Origin of the sequence: Amycolatopsis marina, assembly GCF_900111885.1 — a bacterium.
In the GTDB taxonomy this organism is placed as follows: domain Bacteria; phylum Actinomycetota; class Actinomycetes; order Mycobacteriales; family Pseudonocardiaceae; genus Amycolatopsis; species Amycolatopsis marina.
Window position 1 is genome coordinate 42,709 of record NZ_FOKG01000009.1, and the last position, 20,042, is coordinate 62,750.

Sequence of the window (20,042 nt, forward strand, 5' to 3'; positions counted from 1 at the left end):
ATTGATGACGTTGTTCTGCGGCGTCAGCTGTGCACGTGCAGCGGCTTGCCGGCGAGGGCAAGGTGTGCTTCGCCGAGAGCCTCGGACTGGGTCGGGTGGGCATGGATGAGCGGGGCGACGTCCTCGGGGAACGCCTCCCAGTTGTAGATCAGCTGTGCTTCGCCGATCAGTTCGCCGACGCGGTCGCCGACGAGATGCAGGCCGACCACCGGTCCGTCCGGTGCCTTGACCAGTTTGATCGCACCGGAAGTCTTGAGGATCTGGCTCTTTCCGTTGCCGCCGAGATCGTAGGTGAACGTGGTCACGTCCGACCCGTAGCGCTCCTTCGCCTGCTCCTCCGTGAGCCCCACCGAGGCGACCTCGGGGTGGGAGTAGGTGACGCGGGGGATGCCGTCCTCGTCGATCACCCTGGGGTTGAGCCCGGCGATCTCCTCGGCCACGAAGATGCCCTGCTGGAACCCGCGGTGCGCCAGCTGCAGGCCGGGGACGATGTCGCCGACCGCGTAGACGTTGTCCAGGTTCGTGCGCAGGCGCTCGTCGGTGCGGACGAAGCCGCGCTCCATCGTCACGCCCGCCTCCTCGTAGCCGTGGCCCGCGGAGTTCGGTCCGCGGCCGACGGCCACCAGCAGCAGGTCGGCCTCCAGGGTCTCGCCGGACTCCAGCGACACGCTCACGCCGTTGTCGTCCTGCTTGGCCCCGGTGAACCGCACGCCGGTCTTGAAGCCGATCTTGCGCCTGCGGAACGCGCGCTCGAGCTGTTTGGACGCGAACTCGTCCTCGTTCGGGACCAGCCGGGGCAGCGCCTCGACGATGGTGACGTCGACGCCGAAGGACGCCCAGACGCTGGCGAACTCCACGCCGATGACGCCGCCGCCGAGCACGACGACCTTCTCCGGGACGTAGTCCAATGCGAGGGCGTCCTCGCTGGCGATGATCCGGCCGCCGAGTTCGAGGCCGGGCAGGGTCTTGGAGTACGAACCGGTGGCCAGCAGCACGTTCTTGCCGGTGTAGCTCGTGCCGTCGACCTCGACCGTGGTGCCGCCCTTGTAGGTGCCGGTGCCCTCGACCAGGTTGACCTTGTGGGCCTTGGCCAGGCCCTGCAGCCCCTTGTAGAGGCGGGCGACGATGGTGTCCTTGTACTTGTTGACGCCGGCGATGTCGATGCCGTCGAGGCTCGACTTCACGCCGAACTGCTCGCCATCTCGGGCTGTGTCGGCGACCTCCGCCGCGTGCAGGAGGGCCTTCGTCGGGATGCACCCGCGATGCAGGCAGGTCCCGCCCAGTTTGTCCTTCTCGATCAGGGTGACGGAAAGGCCCAGCTCGGCCGCGCGGAACGCCGCGGCATAGCCGCCCGATCCGCCACCAAGGATCACAAGGTCGGCGGAGGTGTCGGTCACTTCAGAACTCCTCGGCTGGCATCGGTGGTGCTAGTGGGGTGTTGCCCTGAGCCGTTCGGCCCCGCAACACTCCTCATCTTGTCACTATGTCCGCAGGCGTTGCGACTTGCCTTCGGCGAGGTCACGACGGGGCCTCGGACGGCGGCGGCGTGACCCACAGGATGCACGGGATAATGATCGTGGGCAGTGCCGAGGTCGACGTGAGAGGTGAGGTGGTCGAGGTGGGTCTTTTCGACTCGCTGCGCAGACGGCGGAAGAGCGGCGGCAAGGGTGGCGGCAAGCCCGGCACGCTGCGTAAGGCCAGCTCGGCGGACACACGTCACCTGGACGAGTGGGCGGACGCGCGCAAGGGCGTCGAGGGCTTCGTGGAGCCGAGAACGACGGTCACCGAGACCACGATCGTCCTGATCGCGCACGACGGCGAGTGGACGCGGCGCAGGATCGACAGCCTCGAGGCCGCGCAGCAGTTCGGCAAGAAGCGCTCGATGCCGGTGTACGAGGTGGCGAAGGTCGGCTACCCCCAGCGGATGCGCGACTACACCGAACGCCAGAAGCGCCGCCCCGGCGGAGCCTGATGTCCCCAATGTGGCTTTGGGGAACTTGAACGTCCCCAATGCCACATTGGGGAACTCCAACGTCCCGGACGCCGCATTCGCGCTCGGTGGGATCACCGGCTCTCCTCCAGCAGGCGGAGGTGCTCCTCGAGTAGCTCGCGGAAACCGCCGTGCACGGTGGTGCCCAGCGTCTCGTCCCGTTCGACCGCGCGCCAGCCCGAGCCGGTGGGGACGAGGGTGATCACCGAGTACCCGCTCGCCGGATCGCTCACCGTCACCGCGCCGCCCGGGCCGGCGACGAGTTCCCCCGCGCTGAGCAGCCGGGGAAAGACCACGTCGGCGGGCAGGCCGTCGCAGGTCAGCAGGAACTCGCGGTAGTCGCCCGGCAGCCGCGCGCCGAGCGACCGTTCCAGCCGGTCCAGGCGCTGCGGCGGGGCGGGCTCCGGTCGCGGTGCGCGCGCCTCGCGGGCCCGCAGTACCCGGTCGATCAGCTCGGCCCAGTTCCCGTCGGGCGGGTCGGGCGGAAACCGCGTGCCCAGTGCGGCCACCAGGGCGCCGGCACAGTCCGAACCCCAGCCCGCGGGCAGGTGGAGCGCGTCGGCGAGTGCTCCCGCGCGCAACAGCGGCACCAGGCTCCGGCATCCGGCGAGGAGGGCGACGTCGGGCCGCGGTGTGCTCGAGGCCCGCTCCGCCCATCTGCCGATCGCGGCCACTGCCCCGGCCTCGTCCCCGGATGCCGCCAGTGTGTCGGCTTCGGCGGCCAGTGCGCGCAGCGGATGCGGCGGCCGCTCCGGGTCGAGCGTCTCGGCGACCCCGGAGATGACCCTGGCCGCCGTGCTGTCGCCGAGCAGGCCGCCGGGAAAGCCGGAGTCGCCGGTCCGCAGATGGGCACGGTGGTCCCGCTCGGCCTGCGCCAGATCCAGCGGAGTGAGCGACCGCGCCCAGTCCGGTGGGTCGCGCCCGTCGAGCAGCATCGCCCATGCCCGGCCGCGGACCGCGTCGGTGGCGAGCAGGTCGGACGCGGGCTGCTCGGTGCGCACACACCACCGGCGCACCAGCCGGTCCGACTCGGCCGTGCAGGCGGTCGCCGCGAGCAGCAGCGCGGCGTGACTCACCGCGGCACCCGCCCGGGCGTGCTCGGCGGTGAGCACGTCCCGGGTGAGCGCCTCGAGGTACTCCTCGGCAGGCCACGTTCCGCTCATCGCGGTGCGGATCAGCCGTTGTCGGCGATGTCCGCGAGGACCGCGGCGATGGTGCGCACCGGAACACCGGTCCCGCCCTTGCCGGTGTAGCCCCACGGGCCGGAGGTGTTGTACGACGGGCCCGCGATGTCGATGTGCACCCACGGCAGGTTCTCGGCGACGAACTCACGCAGGAAGACGCCCGCCGCGAGCATGCCGCCCCACCGGCTGCCGGTCACGTTGGCGAGATCGGCGAGCCGGGAGTCGAGTTCGCCGCGCAACTCCTCCGGAAGCGGCATCGCCCAGCCGCCCTCGCCGGTTGCCCGCGCGATTCCGGCCACCCGGTCGCGGAACTCGTCCGAGCCCATGACGCCCGCCGTGCGGTTGCCGAGCGCGACGATCTGCGCGCCGGTGAGGGTGGAGGTCTCGATGAGGTAGTCCGGCTCGTCCTCGGCTGCCCGGACCATCGCGTCGGCCAGCACGAGCCTGCCCTCCGCGTCGGTGTTGAGCACCTCGACGGTCTTGCCGCCGTACATTGTCAGCACGTCGCCCGGCCGGTACGCGGTGGCCGACGGCATGTTCTCGGCGAGCGGGATGGTCGCGGTCACCTCGAGCGGGTACTTCAGCTTGGCCGCGAGCACCACCGACGCCAGCACCGCCGCCGCCCCGGACATGTCCGAGGTCATGTTGTCCATGTTCGCGGCGGGCTTGATCGAGATGCCGCCGGTGTCGAAGGTGATGCCCTTGCCGACCAGCGCGATCTTCTTCTTGGCCTTGGCGCCGCGGTAGGTCACCCGGACCAGCCGGGGCAGCCGCGACGAGCCGGTGCCGACGCCGAGGATGCCGCCGAACCCCTTGCGCTTGAGGGCCTTCTCGTCGAGCACCTCGATCTCGAGGCCACCCGCGTCGGCCAGCTTCTTCGCCCGGTCGGCGAAGGAGGCCGGGAAGAGGTCGTTCGGCGGGGTGTTGATCAGGTCGCGTGCGATGAGTACCGACTCGGCGATCGCGGTCGCTGCCTTGAGTGCGGCCTTGTGCTCCTTCGTGGTGCCGGACTCCGGCGCCGCGACGTCCACCGTGGCCACGGGCCCGTCGCCGGGTGCGGACTTGTACTGCGTGAAGGTGTACGCACCGAGCACGGTGCCCTCCACCGCACCCTGCAGGTCCACGGCGGACAGCGTGGTCAGCGCCCTGGTGGTGCCGGAGAGGGCGCGTGCGGCGGCACCGGCGGCCCTGCGCACCTGCTCCTGCGTGATCGCGCCGTCGGAGTCCCGCTTGCCGAGCCCGACGGCGAACACGACCTTCGCGGGCAGCTTGCCCATGGTCGGCAGCTTCACGACCTCCTCGGCCTTGCCGGACGCGCCGAGGTCGCGAAGTGTGTCGGCGGTGGTCCCGCCGAGGGCGGCGTCGACGGCGTCAGTGCCTGCCGCGAGCTCGAGGCCGTCGCTGCCCTGAACCGTGCCGATGACGATGACGTCGGCCTTGGTCTTGGCGAGAGCGGCCTCGCTGTTGTCGGACAGGGCAAGCTTGGGCACGGTCACTTCTGGCTCCTCGCGCGGTCGCATCGGCACTGACGTGGGCGGGCGGTTGTCCCACCGGATCGTGAGCCATGCTAATGACGACGTCGGTCGGCAGGGGAGGTAGGGCGGGTGCTCGGGCGAGTTGCGGCGTTCATCCCGGTCGTGCTCGCGGTCGCGGCCGCGGGTGCGGGCTGGTGGTTGCTCGGCGGGCTGGTGCTGGCGGCCTGCCTCGCGTACTGCGCGCAGCGAGCGGGCCTGCCACGGATTCCGGCTGCCCAGGACGGGCCGCCGAGCGGGTCGGTGCGGTTGCGAACGGCCCTGCGCGTGGCGTCCGCCGTCGCGGTTCTCGCGGTGTGCGCCGCGATGTTCGGGGCCTACACCGTGCCAGGACTCGGCCCGCTGGGGCCGGTGGCTTTGGTCCTGCTGGTCGTGGTCGCGCGCGTGGCCGGGGTGACGATTCCCGCGGAACTCCTGCGCTGGGGCGGCGGCCTGCTGGTCGTGGCCGGGCTGGTGTTCGTCGCGGTGTGCTTCGCCGTCGCCCCGGCGCAGGCGGTGACCGCGCCGAACGGCGGCGGGCCCTCCGGGGTGCTGTTCGCGGCCGCGGTGGCGTTGCCCATGTTCGCGGGTGGGGGCGTGCTCCTGCGGTCGTGGCGTCTGGCCCTCGCCGCCGGGCTCGGCCTCCTCGTCGCGGTGGCGGCGCTGTACCAGTCGGGTCCTTTCCGCCTCGGCCTCGCGCCGACCTCGATGCGCGACGTCCTGGCTGCGGCCGACGCCCAGCTCCTCGTCCCCGTGCTCGCGGTCGTCATCGGGCTGGCGACCCTGGGGGCGGCCGTGGCGGCCATGGAAGCAGTGGCGGAGGTGGCGTCAGACTCCGCGCCGGATGTGCGCGGACGGCTGGTGACAGCGGTTCCCGCGGGTCTGCCCGCCGCCGTCCTCGCGGTCGCGCTCGGGCCTGCCGCCGCGCTGGTGCTCGCCGCCGTCCTCACACTGGCGGAGGTGCTGACAGCGGGGATGAGCCTGCGCACGCCGACCGGCCGGGTGACGGTGGTGCTCACCGCGCTGCTGCTCGCCGGTCTCTCGTTACCGTTGCTGTCGTGAGTGAGAGCCTGTTGGTGAACTGGAGTTATGTGGTGACGGTGCCCCCGAGAACTCGTGCTGGCGAGCACCGTGCGTGAGCCCGAACCAGACACCGAGACCGTGTGCTGGCAACCGGACAGCACCGCCGTTCTCCGCTTCCTCCGACCGGACGGCAGCGGTGCCCGGTATCAGCCGCTGCATGTCGTCTCGGACGACGGCGACACCCTGCTCGGCTGGCTGCCCGCCGGAACCGAGATCGTCGGCAGCGGTCCGGCCGATGGCGGCCTGCTGCGGGACCTTCCGCTCGAGCAGCGGTTCCGGGTGCCGAGGCGGCAGTTCCGCGACCGCTGGCACGGGACGTCGACACTCCGGCTGGTCAGTGAGCGGAACTGGTCCTCGGTGTGGTGGTTCTTCGAACCGGACGGAACGTTCCGTAACTGGTACGTGAACCTGGAGGTGCCGCTCGGTCGTACGGCAGGCGGAACCGACCGGATCGACGGGGTGCTCGACCTGGTCGTGGGCCCCGATCGTCAGTGGCGCTGGAAAGACGAGGACGAGGCGGCCTGCGCCGTGCGGGCAGGACGGATCACCGAGGCTCAGCTCCGTTCGTTGCGGGCGGAGGGGGAGCGCAATGCCGCACTGGCCGACGCGGGCGAGTTCCCCTTCGACGGCACCTGGACGGACTTCCGCCCCGACCCGACCTGGCCGCTGCCCACGCTCCCACCGGACGTGCTGACCGGGCCAGAACACTAGGACGCGGAGCGTCTCGTTGGGGGGTGGTGGTTGGGTGACGGGTGGGCTAGGACGCGGAGCGTCTCGTTGGGGGGTGGGACAGGACGGTTCAGTCCGCGAGCACCTGCCGGGCGAGGTCCAGTTGTGCGCGTTTGGCCACGCGCAGTCGCTCGAAACGATCCGCGTGCTCGTCGATGATCCGTTCCTGCCGGCTGGTCTCCGCCTGCTGCCATGCCGAGGTCAGGTCCGAGCTGCGTTTGCAGTCGAGGTCCAGCTCGGCTGCACGTAGCTCCAGTGGCGTGACCTCCGGAGCGTCCAGGTTCCACCGCTCGTCCCCCAGCGCGGCATAGGGATCGGCGTAGTCGAAACCGTGCTCCGTCATGCACCGGCGCCAGTCCGCGAGCGTGCGGGACACCTCGGGTGTGCTCATCGACTGGTCCACGGAGTCAGCGCTCTGCGCGCCCAGCCATTCGGCGTCGGCGGCCGGGGCGGTAGCCGCGAGTTTCTCGTCGGCGGCGGCGTAGCAGCCGGGGTCGTCGGCTGTGCCGTAAATGGCCGCCTCCTCGCCGGCGCCGACCTGGGCGACCCACCGCTCGGTCACCGCCTCGCGTCGTTCACTCGCCGGATCGGTCGGCACGTGGTAGCCGAACCGGTGCACCGCGGCCGGGTCGAGAACTCCGTAGCGTCTGCTGTTGTCGACGGTCGTGCGCCTGCTCTCGGAACCATCCTGTTCCGGCAGGGTGAACGTCGCCCCCCGTGCTTCGACGCAGTGCTTCACCAGGCGATGCCTGGCCTGCTCAAGGAGCCACTGGTCCTGCGGGCTCCACTTGTACTCGTCGAACGGTAGTGGCAGTTCGTACCGCGACTCGAAAGCGGCGCTCACCTCAGCGTCCTGCGCCGGTGCCCCGGCACAGGACGGCAGCACCGGGACCGTGCACAGCAGCACCCCGAGCAGTAACTTCCGCGGCTTGCGGTCCATGTCAGTGTCCTCCACCTCGAAGAGGGCGGGACCACGGTGTGGCCCCGCCCGTTCGTCGATCAGCAGTGCTTCCTGACCGCGCTCGCGCGGTTGTCCCCGACCTTGTTGTTGGCGAGGAATCCGTCGTTCGCGCCGTTCCGGAAGTAGGTGCTGTCACCGCCGTAGCCGACGTGCTGGTAGAGGGTCACGCCGCAGCCGACCCGGTTCTTGATCGAACTGGTCTCGTTGTCCATGTTGTCGCTCGAACCGACCCAGTTGTAGTTGTTGAAATTGCTGACATTCCCGCGGAAGTCGCGCCAGTGGTTCGTGTTGCCCTGATTGAAGTCGTTGTTCTCGAAGAGACAGATGTTTCCGCTGGAACAACTCCCAGCCAGCACTTCAGCGGTATCCGCGGATGCGGGTGTGGCCATGAGAGCCAGACCTCCGGCCGCAGCGACGGTTACCAGCACCCCAGCAGTCTTGCGCATGTTGCTCCTTCGTCCGTTGTCGTTCTGGTTGTTCAGTGCACGACTGTGGACGCCGCGGTTTGCGGGGCTGTTGTAGCTCTGTTGAATCCGCTGCGGAAAGCGGGTATTCAGGGAGACAGGTTGTTCGGATCGGGGGGCGAGTTCATTGGAATCGACGGCTGTGCGATTTCGCCTGCTCGGCGGTATTCACGCGAGCAATGCCGTGCGATCGGTGGATCTGGGGCACGCGCGACAGCGGTCGGTGCTCGCGGCGCTGTTGCTGGATGCCAACCGGGTGGTCACTGTCGACCAACTGACGGGCCGGATCTGGGCCGGTGCGACACCACGGCAACCCGAGCGGGTGCTGGCCAGCTATGTGTCGAGGCTTCGGCGTGCGGTCCTCGATGTCGCAGGCGCACGGATTCTCCGGCGCTCAGGTGGCTACCTGTTGCAGGTGGCCGCGGAGGTGATCGACGTGCACCTGTTCCGGTCACTGGTGGGCCGGGCGCGCGCGGACGAGGATCTCGACACGTTCGACGAAGCGCTGCGACTCTGGCGCGGGGACGCGTTCTCCGGGATCGACACCCCGTGGTTGCGGGCGATGCGGGAGACGTTGCACCAGGAGCGGCGTGCCGCGATGATCGACCGCGCGGACACCGCGCTGCGACTGGGCAGGCACACCGAGATCCTGCCGGAACTGGCTGTGCTTTCGCGGCGGTTCCCGTTCGACGAGCGGGTGGCCGGACAGCTGATGCTGGCCCTCTACCGCTGTGACCGCCAGGCCGACGCGCTCGTGCACTACCAGCAGACACGTCAGCGCCTTGTCGCGGAAGTGGGCACCGAACCGGGTGAGGCACTGTCCACTCTGCACGCTCGGATCCTCGCGGCGGACTACTCACTGCACCATCGTCAGCGCGCCGTCGTGGAACCGCCCGTTCCGAGGGAAGTACCGGTGCCCCGGCAGCTTCCGCCTGCCCCACCGTGGCTGGTAGGCCGGGACCAGGAGTTGGCCGCGCTCGGTGAGCTGGTGGATCCCCGAAAGCACGACGGGACGAGCGTGCCGATCGCGGTGCTCGGGGGAGTCGGCGGCATCGGGAAGAGTTGGCTCGCGCTGCACTGGGCGCATCGCAACGTCGAGCGCTTTCCCGACGGCCAGCTCTACGCCGACCTCGCGGGATTCACCGCCTCCGGCGAACCGAGATCAGCCGAATCGGTCCTGCGCGGATTCCTGGAGGCGCTGGGTGTTGCCCCCGAGGCCGTACCGGCGGACCTGGGTGCCCAGGCAGGGCTCTACCGGAGCCTCCTGGCGGACAGGCGCGTACTGGTCGTTCTGGACGACGCACGCGATTCCGCCCAACTGACCGCTTTGCTGCCGGGCAGCGCCGGCTGTGCGGCGCTGGTGACCAGCCGCAACCAGTTGAGCGGCTTGCGGATTCAGGGCGCAGGCCTTCTCGACCTGGACTTCCTGACTGCCGAGCAGTCCTGCGAGCTGCTGGCACGCCACCTCGGCTCGGCTCGGGTCGCGGCCGAGGCCACCGCGGTGGAGGAGCTGCTGCGGTGGTGCGCGGGGCTGCCGCTCGCTGTCGGCATCGTCGCCGCGCGAGCGGCTGTCGCTCCCACGTTCCCGCTGCGCGAACTGGTGACCGAACTACGGGAGACCGCCGCCCGGCTGGACTCCTTCGCGACCCACGACCTCGGTGCGGACCTGCGGGCCGTCTTCTCCTGGTCGTACCGGGCCCTGCCGGAGCAGGCCGCCGAGGTCTTCCGGCTGCTGGGCTGTGTCGCGCTGCCGGATTTCGGCTTGCCAGCCATCGCCTCGCTCGTCGGACTCTCCACTTCGGAGACACAGCGGCGCGTCCGGGTGCTGGTGGCGGCGCACCTGCTGTTCGAGGCCACGCCGGGGAGATACCGCCTGCACGAACTGGTCGCGCTGTACGCGGCCGAGTGTGCCGAGCGGGAGGTCGCGCCGGAGGTCCGGGCAGTGGCCGCGCGGCGGGTGGTGGCGGGTTATCTGCGGACCGCGTTCACCGCCGACCGCCTGCTGTATCCGCACCGGTCCACGATTCCGGCCGGGGAGCCGACGCGGTGCGACGCCGGGCACCCGGGGCAGCACCAGGTGCCCGACCGCGATTCCGCGCTGGTGTGGTTCGAGGTCGAACACGCCTGCCTCGTCGCCGTGCAGCGCCTCGCCGCGGACAACGGGTGGGACGAGGCCGTGTGGCAACTGGCCTGGACGATGCACTGCTTCCACGATCGGCATGGCCGTGCCAGGGACAGCCTGCACGTGTGGAACCTGGCGGTCGAAGCGGCACGAAGGCTGGGGCGGGAGGACGTCAGGGCCGAGGTCTACCGGCATCTCGGCCCGGTCTGCGCCGCAACGGGCGATCACGAGAAGGGGCTGGACCACCTGCGCACCGGTATCGAGCTCGCCGAGCGCGGCGGCGATCTGGCGGCGCAGGCCCGGAGTCACCTCGCCCTGGCCTATCTGTACGAACTGGGCGGCGACGACAAGCAAGCCCTTTCGCATGCCGCACACGCCCGCGATCTGTACCGGGACAACGGTGACGCGCTGCAGGAGGCCAACTCGCTCAACTCCGTCGGCTGGTACCTCGCCCGTCTCGGCGAGTACGAGCGCGCGCGGACCCGCTGCGCGGAGGCACTGGCCATCGCCACGCAGAACTCGTACCTGGAGGCCGAGGCGGCCACCTTGGACAGCCTGGGCTTCATCTGTCATCGGCTCGGGGAGCACCGGCAGGCGGTGATCCACTTCTCGGAGGCGGTGGCCGCATCCAGGTCGCTGGGGCACGAGGCCATGCAGGCGCACGTCTGGCATCAGCTCGGGGACGTCCACCACGTGCTCGGCGAGCACCTCGAAGCGCGGCTCGCCTGGGAGCGCGCGCTGGCGCTCGTCGACGCGGGGCAGGCTCATGCCGAAGCGCGGGAACTCCGGCAGAAGCTCGCGCGTGTCGCCGCGGCCGGTTAGGCGGTGTTCATGAGCGCGCGGTCGCCTTCTGAAACAGCTCCTAGGCCAGCATCACAACGACGAGGGCGAGCACGGCCGAGGCCACCGCGGCCCCGAGGACCGAGGAGTTCGGCAGGTCGCGGGGGAAGACCTTGCCGTGCAGGCCTTTCCACCAGACGATGCCGAACACGGCGCCGATGATGCCGAGGAAGGCGCCGAAGCCGCCGACCAGCAGGTAGCCGAGGAGCACCACCATGCCGGCCGAGAAGGTCAGCAGCGCGGCGGCGCCGAAGGTCTTGGCGTCGGAGGCCGCACCTGCGGACACGCTGCCGCCGCGGGCGGGCTGGGCGGGTTGGTAGGTCACACGACCATCGTAGGGCAGGTTCGTGGATGGGCGGTTGTGCACGATGCGTCCGACGGGGGCTGGGAATGTTATGACGTCCTACAAAGAGTTACCCTCTGCTCATGACGAAACCGATGCCCTTCGCCCATGTCACCAACACGAACCCGGCTACGCCGGAGCGCGTGGCGGAGGTACTGGCCGCGCCGGGCTTCGGCACACATTTCACCGACCACATGGTGACCGTGAAGTGGGACGCCGAACAGGGCTGGAACCACGCCGAGGTCCGACCGTACGAGGCGTTCACCCTCGATCCAGCCACCTCCGTCCTGCACTACGGACAGGCCATCTTCGAAGGCCTCAAGGCCTACCGGCAACCGGACGGTTCGATCGCGTCGTTCCGGGCGGACGCCAACGCGGCCCGGTTCCGCAACTCCGCCCGCAGGCTCGCGATGCCCGAACTGCCGGACGAGGTCTTCCTGCAGTCGATTCGTGAACTGCTCGCCGTGGACGAGCGCTGGGTGCCCACGAAGCAGGGCGAGACGCTGTACCTGCGGCCGTTCATGATCTCCACCGAGGCCGGACTCGGCGTGAACCGTCCGGCGAACTCCTACCTGTACTCGTTGATCGCGTCGCCCGCGGGCTCCTACTTCGCCGGTGGGGTGAAGCCGGTGAGCGTGTGGTTGTCCACCGAGTACGTCCGTGCCGCCCCCGGGGGCACCGGGTTCGCGAAGTGCGCCGGCAACTACGCCGCGTCCTTCGTTGCCCAGGCGCAGGCCGTGGATCAGGGCTGCGACCAGGTGGTCTGGCTGGACGCCGTGGAACGCCGCTGGGTCGAGGAGATGGGCGGGATGAACCTGTTCTTCGTCTTCGGGTCCGGCTCCGACGCTCGCGTGGTGACCCCGGAGCTGACCGGGTCGCTGCTGCCGGGTGTCACCAGGGACACGCTGCTCAAGCTCGCGGCGGACTTCGGGCACTCCGTGGAGGAGCGCCGGATCTCGACCGAGGAGTGGGAGAAGGCCGCGACCTCTGGCGAGCTGACCGAGGTGTTCGCCTGCGGCACCGCCGCGGTGATCACGCCGGTCGGCCGGGTCAAGCACACGGGCGGCGGATTCACCATCGGCGGCGGCGAGCCCGGCGAGCTGACCATGAAGCTGCGCGACGAACTCACCGGTATCCAGGAGGGCACCCGCCCGGATCCACACAACTGGATGCAGCCCCTCAGCTGATCTTTACGCCTCGGGGTCGGGGACGCCTGCCTGCTCGCGGGTCGCCACCTCCGCCAGCAGCCTGGCCGACATGAACAGCAGCGGCAGCGCCGCGGCGGCACCGGCCCCTTCCCCGAGGCGGATGTCCAGGTCCAGCAACGGTTCCAGGTCGAGGTGTTCGAGCACCATGGCGTGCGCGGGTTCGCTGGAACGGTGGGCGGCCACCCACCAGGAGCGGGCGCCGGGCGCGAGTTCCTCGGCGACCAGCGCCGCCGCGCCGACAGTGAGCCCGTCCAGCAGCACCGGGGTGCGGCGGACGGCCGCCTGCGCCAGGAAACCGGCCATCGCGGCCACGTCCGCGCCGCCGGAGGTGCGCAGCAGGGCGACCGGGTCGGAGAGCACCGCACGGGCCCGGCGCAGGGCGTCGCGTACGGCGGCGGCCTTGCGCATCCACCCGTTGTCGTCCACACCCGACCCGCGCCCGATCACGGCCACCGGTTCCGCACCGGTCAGTGCCGCGACCAGGGTCGAGGCCACCGTGCTCCCCCCGACCCCGAGATCGGCGGCAACGAGCAGATCGGCGCCACCGTCCACCTCGGCGTCGGCGATCTGCCTGCCCGCCAGCAGAGCCGCGTGCACCTCGGCGTCGCTCAACGCGTCCTCGCGGTCGATGCTGCCGCTGCCTCGCCGCACCTTGAACTCCGAAACGGCGGACTCCGCGCCGTCGGTGTCCACCGCGATGTCGACCACCCGGACAGTCGCACCCGCCGTCGAAGCCAGCACGTTGATCGCCGCGCCGCCGGCCAGCACGGTGCCGAGCAGTTCACCGGTCGTCTCGGGCGGATTGGCCGAAACTCCTCGGGCGGCGACCCCGTGGTCGCCGGCGAACACGATCACCCTGGCCCTGGTGAACGGGCGCGGCGTCGGCCTGCCCTGGCAGGCGGCGATCCACGCGCCCAGTTCCTCGAGCCGCCCCAGCGAGCCCGGCGGCTTGACCAGCATGCTGTGCCGCCGCAGTGCTTCCGCCCTGGCGAGTTCGTCGGGCTGCGCGACCTGGTCGAACGAGAGGTCGGCGAGAGAGCGGTCAGGGTCCGGTGATCCGATTTCCGCGTTCACGGGTGGAACGCTACCGGGAGCGAGCGACGGCCACGCCGACCGGCCGTAAGATCGCCGCCGTGCCGGAGACCGAAACAGCCCCGCTCGCCGCAGGAGTCGTGTTGGCCAGCGGCGCGGGGACACGGGTTGGAGCGAGCCTGAACAAGGTGTTCCTGCCACTCGCCGGGCGCCCGCTCGTCTCCTGGTCGCTCGACGCGTTCGCGTCTGTGCCGTCGATCGGCGTCCTGCTGCTGGTCACGCGGCCACAGGACGGCGAACTGGTCGAGCGGGTACGGGCGGACCATCCCGGGGCACGGATCGAGGTCGTGCACGGCGGTGCGACACGGCAGGAGTCCGAACTCAACGCGCTGCGCCACCTGGCCGGGCGGATCGCCGACGGTTCCATCGACGTCGTCCTGCTGCACGACGGCGCGCGTCCACTCGTCACCCCACGACTCGTTACCGCGGTGCTGGAAGTCGCGCGGGAACACGGGGGAGCGGTACCCGGTCTGTCCGGAGTAGACATTCATGCCGCTACCGCGGACGGTAGCAGGCTGACGGGGAGACCGGCGGGTGAACTGGTGCGGGTGCAGACACCGCAGGGTTTTCGCGCGGGCCCGCTCCTGGCCGCCTATGAGGAGGCGGAGCGAGCGCACTTCGCCGGCACCGACACCGCGTCCTGTATGGAGCAATTCTCCTCGGTGCGGGTGCGGTGGATCCCGGGTGAGCAGGAGAACTTCAAGATCACATATGCCCACGATCTCGCGGTGGCCGAGCGTGTGCTCGGCCACCGCTGAGGTCCCTCAGGGGCTCTTGGTCTGCATCGGGTCGCGCTCGACGACGTCCTCGAGAACGGCGTCGATCTGCTCCAGCAGGTCGGCGTCGAGCTTCACGCCCGCGGCCTTGACGTTCTCGTGCACCTGCTCGGGGCGTGAGGCGCCGATGATCGCGGAGGCCACGTTCGGGTTCTGCAGCACCCAGGCGACCGCCAGTTGTGCCAGCGTCAGATCAGCCTGCTTGGCCAGCGGCTCCAGCCGCTGCACGCGCTCGAGCACGTCGTCGTTGAGGAACCGCTTGACGAAGTTCGCACCGCCCTTTTCGTCGGTGGCGCGCGAGCCCTCCGGCAGGGGCTGGCCCGGCTTGTACTTGCCGGTCAGCACGCCCTGGGCGATCGGCGACCAGACGATCTGGCTCAAGCCCTCCCGCTCGGACGCCGGGATGACCTGCGACTCGATGACCCGCCATAGGGCGTTGTACTGAGGCTGGTTCGAGATGAACGGGACCTTGAGCTCACGGGCGATCGCCGCGCCGCGGGTGATCTCCTCGGCGTTCCACTCGGAGACACCGATGTAGAGCACCTTGCCCTGGCGGACCAGGTCGGCGAAGGCGAGGAAGGTTTCCTCCAGCGGCACGCTCCGGTCGAACCGGTGGGCCTGGTAGAGGTCGATGTAGTCGGTCTGCAGGCGCTTCAGTGACGCGTTCGCCGACTCCATGATGTGCTTGCGGCCGAGGCCCCTGTCGTTCGGGCCGCCAGGACCGGTCGGCCAGAAGACCTTGGTGAAGATCTCCAGGCTCTTCCTGCGCTGTCCGGCCAGGCCGCGCCCGAGCACCGACTCCGCGGCGGTGTTGGCGTACACGTCCGCGGTGTCGAAGGTCGTGATGCCGGCGTCCAGTGCCGCCCTGATGCAGGCCTGGGCCTGGTCCTCCTCCACCTGCGATCCGTGGGTGAGCCAGTTGCCGTACGAGATCTCACTGATGTTCAGGCCACTGCGGCCGAGACGACGAAACTCCATGCCGTCACCCTAGCCTGAAACGTTTCGCCAAGCTAACGACCTGGAGTCGGCTCCAGGCTCTCAGCTCACCGAAGCGCCGGGCTTCACCCTCGGCTTCGGCATCCGCAGTTTGCGCAGCTGACTCGCCCTGATGAAGGCGTACCAGCCGATCGAGCGGCCCTTGACAACCTCGTTCGGGAACTTCTCGCGTACCTGCGCCGCGATCCGCCTGCCGGTGAGGAATCCCTCGACGATCATGCCGAGCAGCATGAACGTGGTCACCAGGGTGGCGTACTGCTGCACGAGCGGGTGCGGCACGAGCAGCGCCACGAAGACGAGGATCGCCAGCGGCATGAACAGGCCGAGCACGTGCCTGCGCGAGTCGACCACGTCACGGACGTACGCCTTCACCGGTCCGCGGTCGCGGGGTAGCAGGTAACGATCGTCGCCCGCCTTCATGCGCTCGCGGCGTTCCTTGGCGGCGGCGCGCCGCTCTTCCTTGCTGACCGGGTTCTTCTTGCGCAGCTCACGGCTGCGCTTGATGGCCTCGCGGGTGGTGCGCGGCGGTGGGGCGACGGGTCCGCGCCGCTTGGCCTCGGCCTCCCTGCGCTTGGGCGTCGCCCTGCCCTTGGCGGGTGTATACCCCCTGACCGCGTGAGATTCGCCGCTCTCGTCGACGTCGACGGCGGTGCTGTCGGCCTGTTCGGCCTCTTCGGTGCTGTTACGGCGCAGGAACCTCACGCGTCCAGGGTATTGCAGGCTCGGCCGGTGATGTTCAGCTGGTCCGCAGATGTGTCACCATGGAGGTAGCGCCACGCTCTCATCGGAGCAGCGTGGAACATATCGGGCGCCCGGAATGTTCTCCTCACGGAGGACACCGGTACCCGCCACAGCAACACCCCGAGGGAGAGCCATGACGACCGCTGAGCAGACCGGCACCACGCAGGCCGAGGCCGGTGAAGCCACGCACGGCGTGACGTTGACCGACACCGCGGCGGCCAAGGCCAAGGCCCTGCTCGAGCAGGAAGGCCGCGACGACATGCACCTGCGCATCGCCGTGCAGCCGGGTGGCTGTGCGGGGCTGCGCTACCAGCTGTTCTTCGACGAGCGCACGCTCGACGGTGACCTGTTCCGCGACTTCAACGGCCTGCAGGTGGCCGTCGACCGGATGAGCGCGCCCTACGTGCAGGGCGCCTCGATCGACTTCGTCGACAGTATCGAGAAGCAGGGCTTCACCATCGACAACCCGAACGCGGGCGGTTCCTGCGCCTGCGGCGACTCGTTCCACTGATTTGTCGCGGGGGGACCCCCGCGGGCTGGTCGAGACAGCGGGCGCTGGTCACGTCAACGTGACCAGCGCCCGCTCTTGTCGTTTGTGCAGGCTGTTATGGGTCTCTCAGACGTAGGCGTCGAGGTCCGCGACCTGGGCGTGGCATGCGTCGTCGACCGACCAGGGACGGGCTGATTCGTGCCGAGGCGTGGGGACGCCTTCGCGGCGGAGGTCCCGCGGGATCTCGCTGCAGTCGGCGATCAGCTCGCCCATGGTTTCCGGTTCAGTGGTGAGGTTCACGTATTTGACGGTATGTACTGCTTGAGCAGCCGGGAACCCTTACCAACCGGTAGTGTCGGGCAACGGGTGTGAACTACCCGGAAGGGTTATGCCAGCCGGTTCTGTCGCGCCCTGACCGACAGTCGACCACAAGGAGAGCCGGTGGCAGCCATGGGGCGCATCGCGGTATCTGGCAGCATCGCGACGGACCATCTGATGCATTTTCCCGGCAGATTCGCCGAGCAACTGGTCGCCGAGCAGTTGCACCGGATCTCGCTCAGCTTTCTCGCCGACGACCTGGTCGTTCGTCGGGGCGGTATCGCGGCCAACGTCGCGTTCGGGCTCGGCGTGCTCGGGGTCGCGCCGGTGCTGGTGGGGGCGGTGGGCGCGGACTTCGCCGACTACCGCTCCTGGCTGGAGCGGCACGGTGTGGACACCACCGGGGTACATGTCTCCGAGGTCGCCCACACCGCACGGTTCGTCTGCACCACCGACGACGACCTCTGCCAGATCGCGACCTTCTACGCGGGCGCGATGGCCGAGGCCCGCAACATCGAACTGGAGCCGGTCTCGGCCAGGGCGGGCGGGCTCGATCTCGTACTGATCAGTCCCGACGACCCGCAGGCCATGCTGCGTCACGCGGAGGAGTGCCGCTCGCGCGGCTACACCTTCGCCGTCGACCCCTCACAGCAGCTCGCCCGGATGGACGGCGAGCAGGCGCGGTCGTTCGTCGACGGTGCCACGTACCTCTTCAGCAACGACTACGAGTGGGAACTGCTCCTGCAGAAGACCGGCTGGGCCGAGTCCGACGTGCTCTCCCGCGTCGGCGTGCGGGTCACCACACTCGGGGACAAGGGCGTGGAGATCGTCTCGGCTGACGGCACGGCGCTGCAGGTCGGAGCCGTCCCCGAACTGACGAAGTCAGACCCGACCGGCGTCGGCGACGGTTTCAGGGCCGGGTTCCTCGCCGGACTGCACTACGGGCTGACCGTCGAGCGAGCCGCGCAGCTCGGGTCGATGATCGCCGTGCTGGTGCTGGAGACGGTGGGCACCCAGGAATGGACGTTCGACCGGGATACCGCGCTGCGCCGGATCGGCGAGGCGTTCGGCCCGGAGGCCGCAGAGGCGATCGGCGCCGCCCTCCCGGCCTGACCCCGTCGCAGTGAGCGGCCTCGCACTTTCCCGGGAAAGTGCGAGGCCGAACAGTCCCGCCGGAGGTCACGGGCGTGGCCCAGGGCACTTTCCCGGGAAAGTGCCGGGCTCAGACGTGGACTGGGTACTGCGGTTCGGGGATTTCCGGCTTGATCCGGTTCTCGACGAAGATGCCGTGCCAGATCATGAACACCAGCAGTGCCCACAACCGCCTGCTGTGATCCAGCGCGCCGGACTTGTGCTCGTCGAGCAGTGCCTGAACGGCCCGCTTGTCCAGCAGCTCCTCGGTACGGGAGTCGGCGATGATGCCGCGCGCCCAGTCGTACATCTCGTCGCGCAACCAGACTCGGATCGGCACCGGGAAGCCGAGCTTGCGCCGGTTGAGCACGTGGGCGGGCACGATCCCGTCCAGCGCCTTACGCAGCGCGTACTTCGTCGTCTCCTTGGTGATCTTCTGATCCAGCGGGATGCGCGAGGCCACGCGGAAGACCTCCGAGTCCAGGAACGGCACCCGTAGCTCCAGCGAGTTGGCCATGGTCACCTTGTCGGCCTTGACGAGGATGTCCCCGCGCAGCCAGGTGAACAGGTCGACGTGCTGCATCCGCGCGACCGGGTCCCAGTCCGCCGAGGCGCGGTACCAGGGGCCGGTGACGTCGCGGTGCCCCACGCCCTCGGTGAAGGTGCGCAGGACTCCACGCAACTGGTCGTCGCGGAAGATCCGGGCGTTGCCGTAGTAGCGCTCCTCGAGCGACAGCGAGCCCCTGCGCAGCAGGTCCTTGCCCCGCGTGCCCTCCGGGATCCGGGCGGACACCTTGCCGAGCAGCGAGCGGACGGCTCCGGGGACCTTCTCGAACGGCGCGAGCGACAGCGGCTCGCGATAGATGGTGTAGCCGCCGAACAGCTCGTCGGAGCCCTCACCGGACAGGACGGCCTTGACGTGCCTGCGGGCCTCCCGTGCGATGAACCACAGCGGGACCAGTGCCGGGTCGGCCACCGGGTCGTCGAGATACCAGACGATGAGCGGCAGCGCCTCCATCATCTCGTCGGCGGAGACCGTGCGGATCACGTGCTTCACGCCGATCGCGGCCGCGGACTCGGCCGCGACGTCCACCTCCGAGTAGCCCTCCCGCTCGAAGCCGGTGGTGAAGGTGATCAGGTTCGGGTTGTGCTGCTTGGCCAGCGCCGCGATGGCCGTGGAATCGATGCCGCCCGAGAGGAAGGCGCCCACGGTGATGTCGGGGTCGGAGATCATGTGCTTGGCCACCGAGTCCTGCATCACCTCGGCGATCTCGGTGTGCAGCGCCTTCGCCCCGGCCGGGCTGGTCACCGGGCGCGCGAGGAACTCGGGGGAGAAGTACCGCTCGGTCACCAGTTCCCCGCCGGGGGACACGGTGAACGAGCAGCCGGACTCGATCCGCCGGATCCCGGTGTGCAGCGACGCGGGCTCCGGCACGTACTGCAGCACCAGGTAGTGCTGCAGTGCGGTGCGGTCCAGCTCTTCTTCGACGCCGAGCGGTTCCGCAAGTTCCAGCAGGCTCTTCTTCTCGCTCGAGAAGGCGATGCCGCCGGGGCCCTTGGAGTAGTACAGCGGCTTGATCCCGAACGGGTCCCGCGCGCCGAAGACCACCTTGCGCTCGGAGTCCCAGATCAGGAACGCGAACATGCCGCGAAGCCTGCCGACGGCGGCGGTGCCGAGGTAGTGGTATGCCGCGACGATCGCCTCGCCGTCACCTTCTGTGGCGAACTTCGCACCGAACTTCTCGGCCAGCTCGGCACGCAGCTCGAGGTAGTTGTAGATCTCGCCGTTGAAGTTCATCGTGTAGCGCTCGGGCGACTCCGGCGGACCCCAGGTCAGGGGCTGGTGGGAGTGCTCGAGGTCGATGAAGGCGAGCCGGTTGAACCCGTAGACGACCTCGCCGTCGGCCCAGGTGTCGGTCTCGTCGGGACCACGATGCCGCTGGCAGCGCAGCGCGCGGCCCACGGCGTCCCTGGCCTTCGCCGCGTCGTTCTCACTGGCACAGACCAGTCCAAGCAGGCCGCACACGCGTCTTCACACACCTTCGAGGTCGTGGCCGGGCAAT

General features: G+C 69.7%; 19 protein-coding genes. 8 read left to right on the plus strand and 11 right to left on the minus strand.

The window, feature by feature from the left end; genetic code table 11:
- Nucleotides 1-23: 23 nt before the first annotated feature.
- The gene (gene lpdA, locus BM199_RS16145; RefSeq protein ID WP_091674061.1) at nucleotides 24-1,397 is read right to left on the minus strand and encodes a dihydrolipoyl dehydrogenase; all 1,374 of its coding nucleotides are present in this window, start codon (nucleotides 1,395-1,397) and stop codon (nucleotides 24-26) included.
- A gap of 212 nt (nucleotides 1,398-1,609) precedes the next feature.
- Here lpdA and BM199_RS16150 point away from each other — a divergent pair, with 212 nt between their 5' ends.
- A complete protein-coding gene (locus BM199_RS16150) occupies nucleotides 1,610-1,972 on the plus strand; it encodes an oxidoreductase (protein WP_177242650.1) in 363 nt (120 codons plus the stop codon).
- Between the two features lie 92 nt (nucleotides 1,973-2,064).
- Here the strand turns inward: BM199_RS16150 and BM199_RS16155 are convergent, their stop codons facing one another.
- Nucleotides 2,065-3,153, minus strand: coding sequence for an SMI1/KNR4 family protein (locus BM199_RS16155; RefSeq protein ID WP_091674063.1), 1,089 nt, complete (start codon nucleotides 3,151-3,153; stop codon nucleotides 2,065-2,067).
- 11 nt (nucleotides 3,154-3,164) lie between these two features.
- Nucleotides 3,165-4,670 (minus strand): leucyl aminopeptidase, encoded by a 1,506-nt coding sequence (locus BM199_RS16160; protein ID WP_091674064.1) that lies wholly within the window; start codon nucleotides 4,668-4,670, stop codon nucleotides 3,165-3,167.
- A gap of 108 nt (nucleotides 4,671-4,778) precedes the next feature.
- Here BM199_RS16160 and BM199_RS16165 point away from each other — a divergent pair, with 108 nt between their 5' ends.
- A complete protein-coding gene (locus tag BM199_RS16165; RefSeq protein WP_091674065.1) occupies nucleotides 4,779-5,747 on the plus strand; it encodes a hypothetical protein in 969 nt (322 codons plus the stop codon).
- A 54-nt stretch (nucleotides 5,748-5,801) separates the two neighbouring features.
- A complete protein-coding gene (locus tag BM199_RS16170) occupies nucleotides 5,802-6,479 on the plus strand; it encodes a ribonuclease FAU-1 family protein (RefSeq protein WP_425425533.1) in 678 nt (225 codons plus the stop codon).
- 88 nt (nucleotides 6,480-6,567) lie between these two features.
- Here the strand turns inward: BM199_RS16170 and BM199_RS16175 are convergent, their stop codons facing one another.
- Together BM199_RS16175 and BM199_RS16180 are read right to left on the minus strand one after the other, a co-directional pair.
- Nucleotides 6,568-7,437, minus strand: coding sequence for a hypothetical protein (locus BM199_RS16175; protein ID WP_091674066.1), 870 nt, complete (start codon nucleotides 7,435-7,437; stop codon nucleotides 6,568-6,570).
- Between the two features lie 59 nt (nucleotides 7,438-7,496).
- Nucleotides 7,497-7,904, minus strand: coding sequence for a peptidase inhibitor family I36 protein (locus tag BM199_RS16180; RefSeq protein WP_091674067.1), 408 nt, complete (start codon nucleotides 7,902-7,904; stop codon nucleotides 7,497-7,499).
- 160 nt (nucleotides 7,905-8,064) lie between these two features.
- On the opposite strand from BM199_RS16180, the gene BM199_RS16185 reads away from it, so the two are divergent.
- Nucleotides 8,065-10,866: an AfsR/SARP family transcriptional regulator gene (locus BM199_RS16185; protein ID WP_143101841.1), complete on the plus strand. Its 2,802-nt coding sequence runs from the start codon at nucleotides 8,065-8,067 to the stop codon at nucleotides 10,864-10,866.
- 40 nt (nucleotides 10,867-10,906) lie between these two features.
- Here BM199_RS16185 and BM199_RS16190 read toward each other — a convergent pair whose 3' ends face one another.
- Nucleotides 10,907-11,209: a hypothetical protein gene (locus BM199_RS16190; RefSeq protein WP_091674250.1), complete on the minus strand. Its 303-nt coding sequence runs from the start codon at nucleotides 11,207-11,209 to the stop codon at nucleotides 10,907-10,909.
- Between the two features lie 101 nt (nucleotides 11,210-11,310).
- Here BM199_RS16190 and BM199_RS16195 point away from each other — a divergent pair, with 101 nt between their 5' ends.
- Nucleotides 11,311-12,414 carry a branched-chain amino acid aminotransferase gene (locus BM199_RS16195; protein WP_091674069.1) on the plus strand — a complete coding sequence of 368 codons (1,104 nt, stop codon included), beginning with the start codon at nucleotides 11,311-11,313 and terminating at the stop codon, nucleotides 12,412-12,414.
- A gap of 3 nt (nucleotides 12,415-12,417) precedes the next feature.
- On the opposite strand, the gene cobT is transcribed toward BM199_RS16195, so the two are convergent.
- Nucleotides 12,418-13,497 (minus strand): nicotinate-nucleotide--dimethylbenzimidazole phosphoribosyltransferase, encoded by a 1,080-nt coding sequence (gene cobT, locus BM199_RS16200; protein WP_091674251.1) that lies wholly within the window; start codon nucleotides 13,495-13,497, stop codon nucleotides 12,418-12,420.
- A 71-nt stretch (nucleotides 13,498-13,568) separates the two neighbouring features.
- On the opposite strand from cobT, the gene BM199_RS16205 reads away from it, so the two are divergent.
- The gene (locus BM199_RS16205; RefSeq protein ID WP_091674252.1) at nucleotides 13,569-14,285 is read left to right on the plus strand and encodes an IspD/TarI family cytidylyltransferase; all 717 of its coding nucleotides are present in this window, start codon (nucleotides 13,569-13,571) and stop codon (nucleotides 14,283-14,285) included.
- Nucleotides 14,286-14,291: 6 nt separating this feature from the next.
- Here BM199_RS16205 and BM199_RS16210 read toward each other — a convergent pair whose 3' ends face one another.
- Both BM199_RS16210 and BM199_RS16215 read right to left on the minus strand, forming a co-directional pair.
- The gene (locus tag BM199_RS16210) at nucleotides 14,292-15,281 is read right to left on the minus strand and encodes an aldo/keto reductase family protein (protein WP_091674070.1); all 990 of its coding nucleotides are present in this window, start codon (nucleotides 15,279-15,281) and stop codon (nucleotides 14,292-14,294) included.
- Between the two features lie 60 nt (nucleotides 15,282-15,341).
- A complete protein-coding gene (locus tag BM199_RS16215; protein ID WP_091674071.1) occupies nucleotides 15,342-16,001 on the minus strand; it encodes a DUF3043 domain-containing protein in 660 nt (219 codons plus the stop codon).
- 172 nt (nucleotides 16,002-16,173) lie between these two features.
- Between BM199_RS16215 and BM199_RS16220 the strand changes: the two genes are divergently transcribed.
- Nucleotides 16,174-16,551, plus strand: coding sequence for a HesB/IscA family protein (locus BM199_RS16220; RefSeq protein ID WP_091674072.1), 378 nt, complete (start codon nucleotides 16,174-16,176; stop codon nucleotides 16,549-16,551).
- Between the two features lie 105 nt (nucleotides 16,552-16,656).
- Here the strand turns inward: BM199_RS16220 and BM199_RS33890 are convergent, their stop codons facing one another.
- A complete protein-coding gene (locus tag BM199_RS33890) occupies nucleotides 16,657-16,830 on the minus strand; it encodes a hypothetical protein (RefSeq protein WP_177242642.1) in 174 nt (57 codons plus the stop codon).
- A 141-nt stretch (nucleotides 16,831-16,971) separates the two neighbouring features.
- On the opposite strand from BM199_RS33890, the gene BM199_RS16225 reads away from it, so the two are divergent.
- On the plus strand, nucleotides 16,972-17,961 hold the full coding sequence (locus BM199_RS16225; RefSeq protein WP_091674073.1) for a carbohydrate kinase family protein: 990 nt from the start codon (nucleotides 16,972-16,974) through the stop codon (nucleotides 17,959-17,961).
- Nucleotides 17,962-18,070: 109 nt separating this feature from the next.
- Here the strand turns inward: BM199_RS16225 and asnB are convergent, their stop codons facing one another.
- On the minus strand, nucleotides 18,071-20,005 hold the full coding sequence (gene asnB, locus BM199_RS16230) for an asparagine synthase (glutamine-hydrolyzing) (RefSeq protein ID WP_091674074.1): 1,935 nt from the start codon (nucleotides 20,003-20,005) through the stop codon (nucleotides 18,071-18,073).
- Between the last annotated feature and the right edge of the window lie 37 nt (nucleotides 20,006-20,042).

Bases quoted from the DNA above. Each gene is read 5' to 3' on its own strand.
- BM199_RS16210 (WP_091674070.1), bottom strand. From the start codon at position 15,281: ATGGAGTTTCGTCGTCTCGGCCGCAGTGGCCTGAACATCAGTGAGATC.
- BM199_RS16220 (WP_091674072.1), top strand. From the start codon at position 16,174: ATGACGACCGCTGAGCAGACCGGCACCACGCAGGCCGAGGCCGGTGAA.
- BM199_RS16195 (WP_091674069.1), top strand. From the start codon at position 11,311: ATGACGAAACCGATGCCCTTCGCCCATGTCACCAACACGAACCCGGCT.
- BM199_RS16155 (WP_091674063.1), bottom strand. From the start codon at position 3,153: ATGAGCGGAACGTGGCCTGCCGAGGAGTACCTCGAGGCGCTCACCCGG.
- BM199_RS16180 (WP_091674067.1), bottom strand. From the start codon at position 7,904: ATGCGCAAGACTGCTGGGGTGCTGGTAACCGTCGCTGCGGCCGGAGGT.
- BM199_RS16175 (WP_091674066.1), bottom strand. From the start codon at position 7,437: ATGGACCGCAAGCCGCGGAAGTTACTGCTCGGGGTGCTGCTGTGCACG.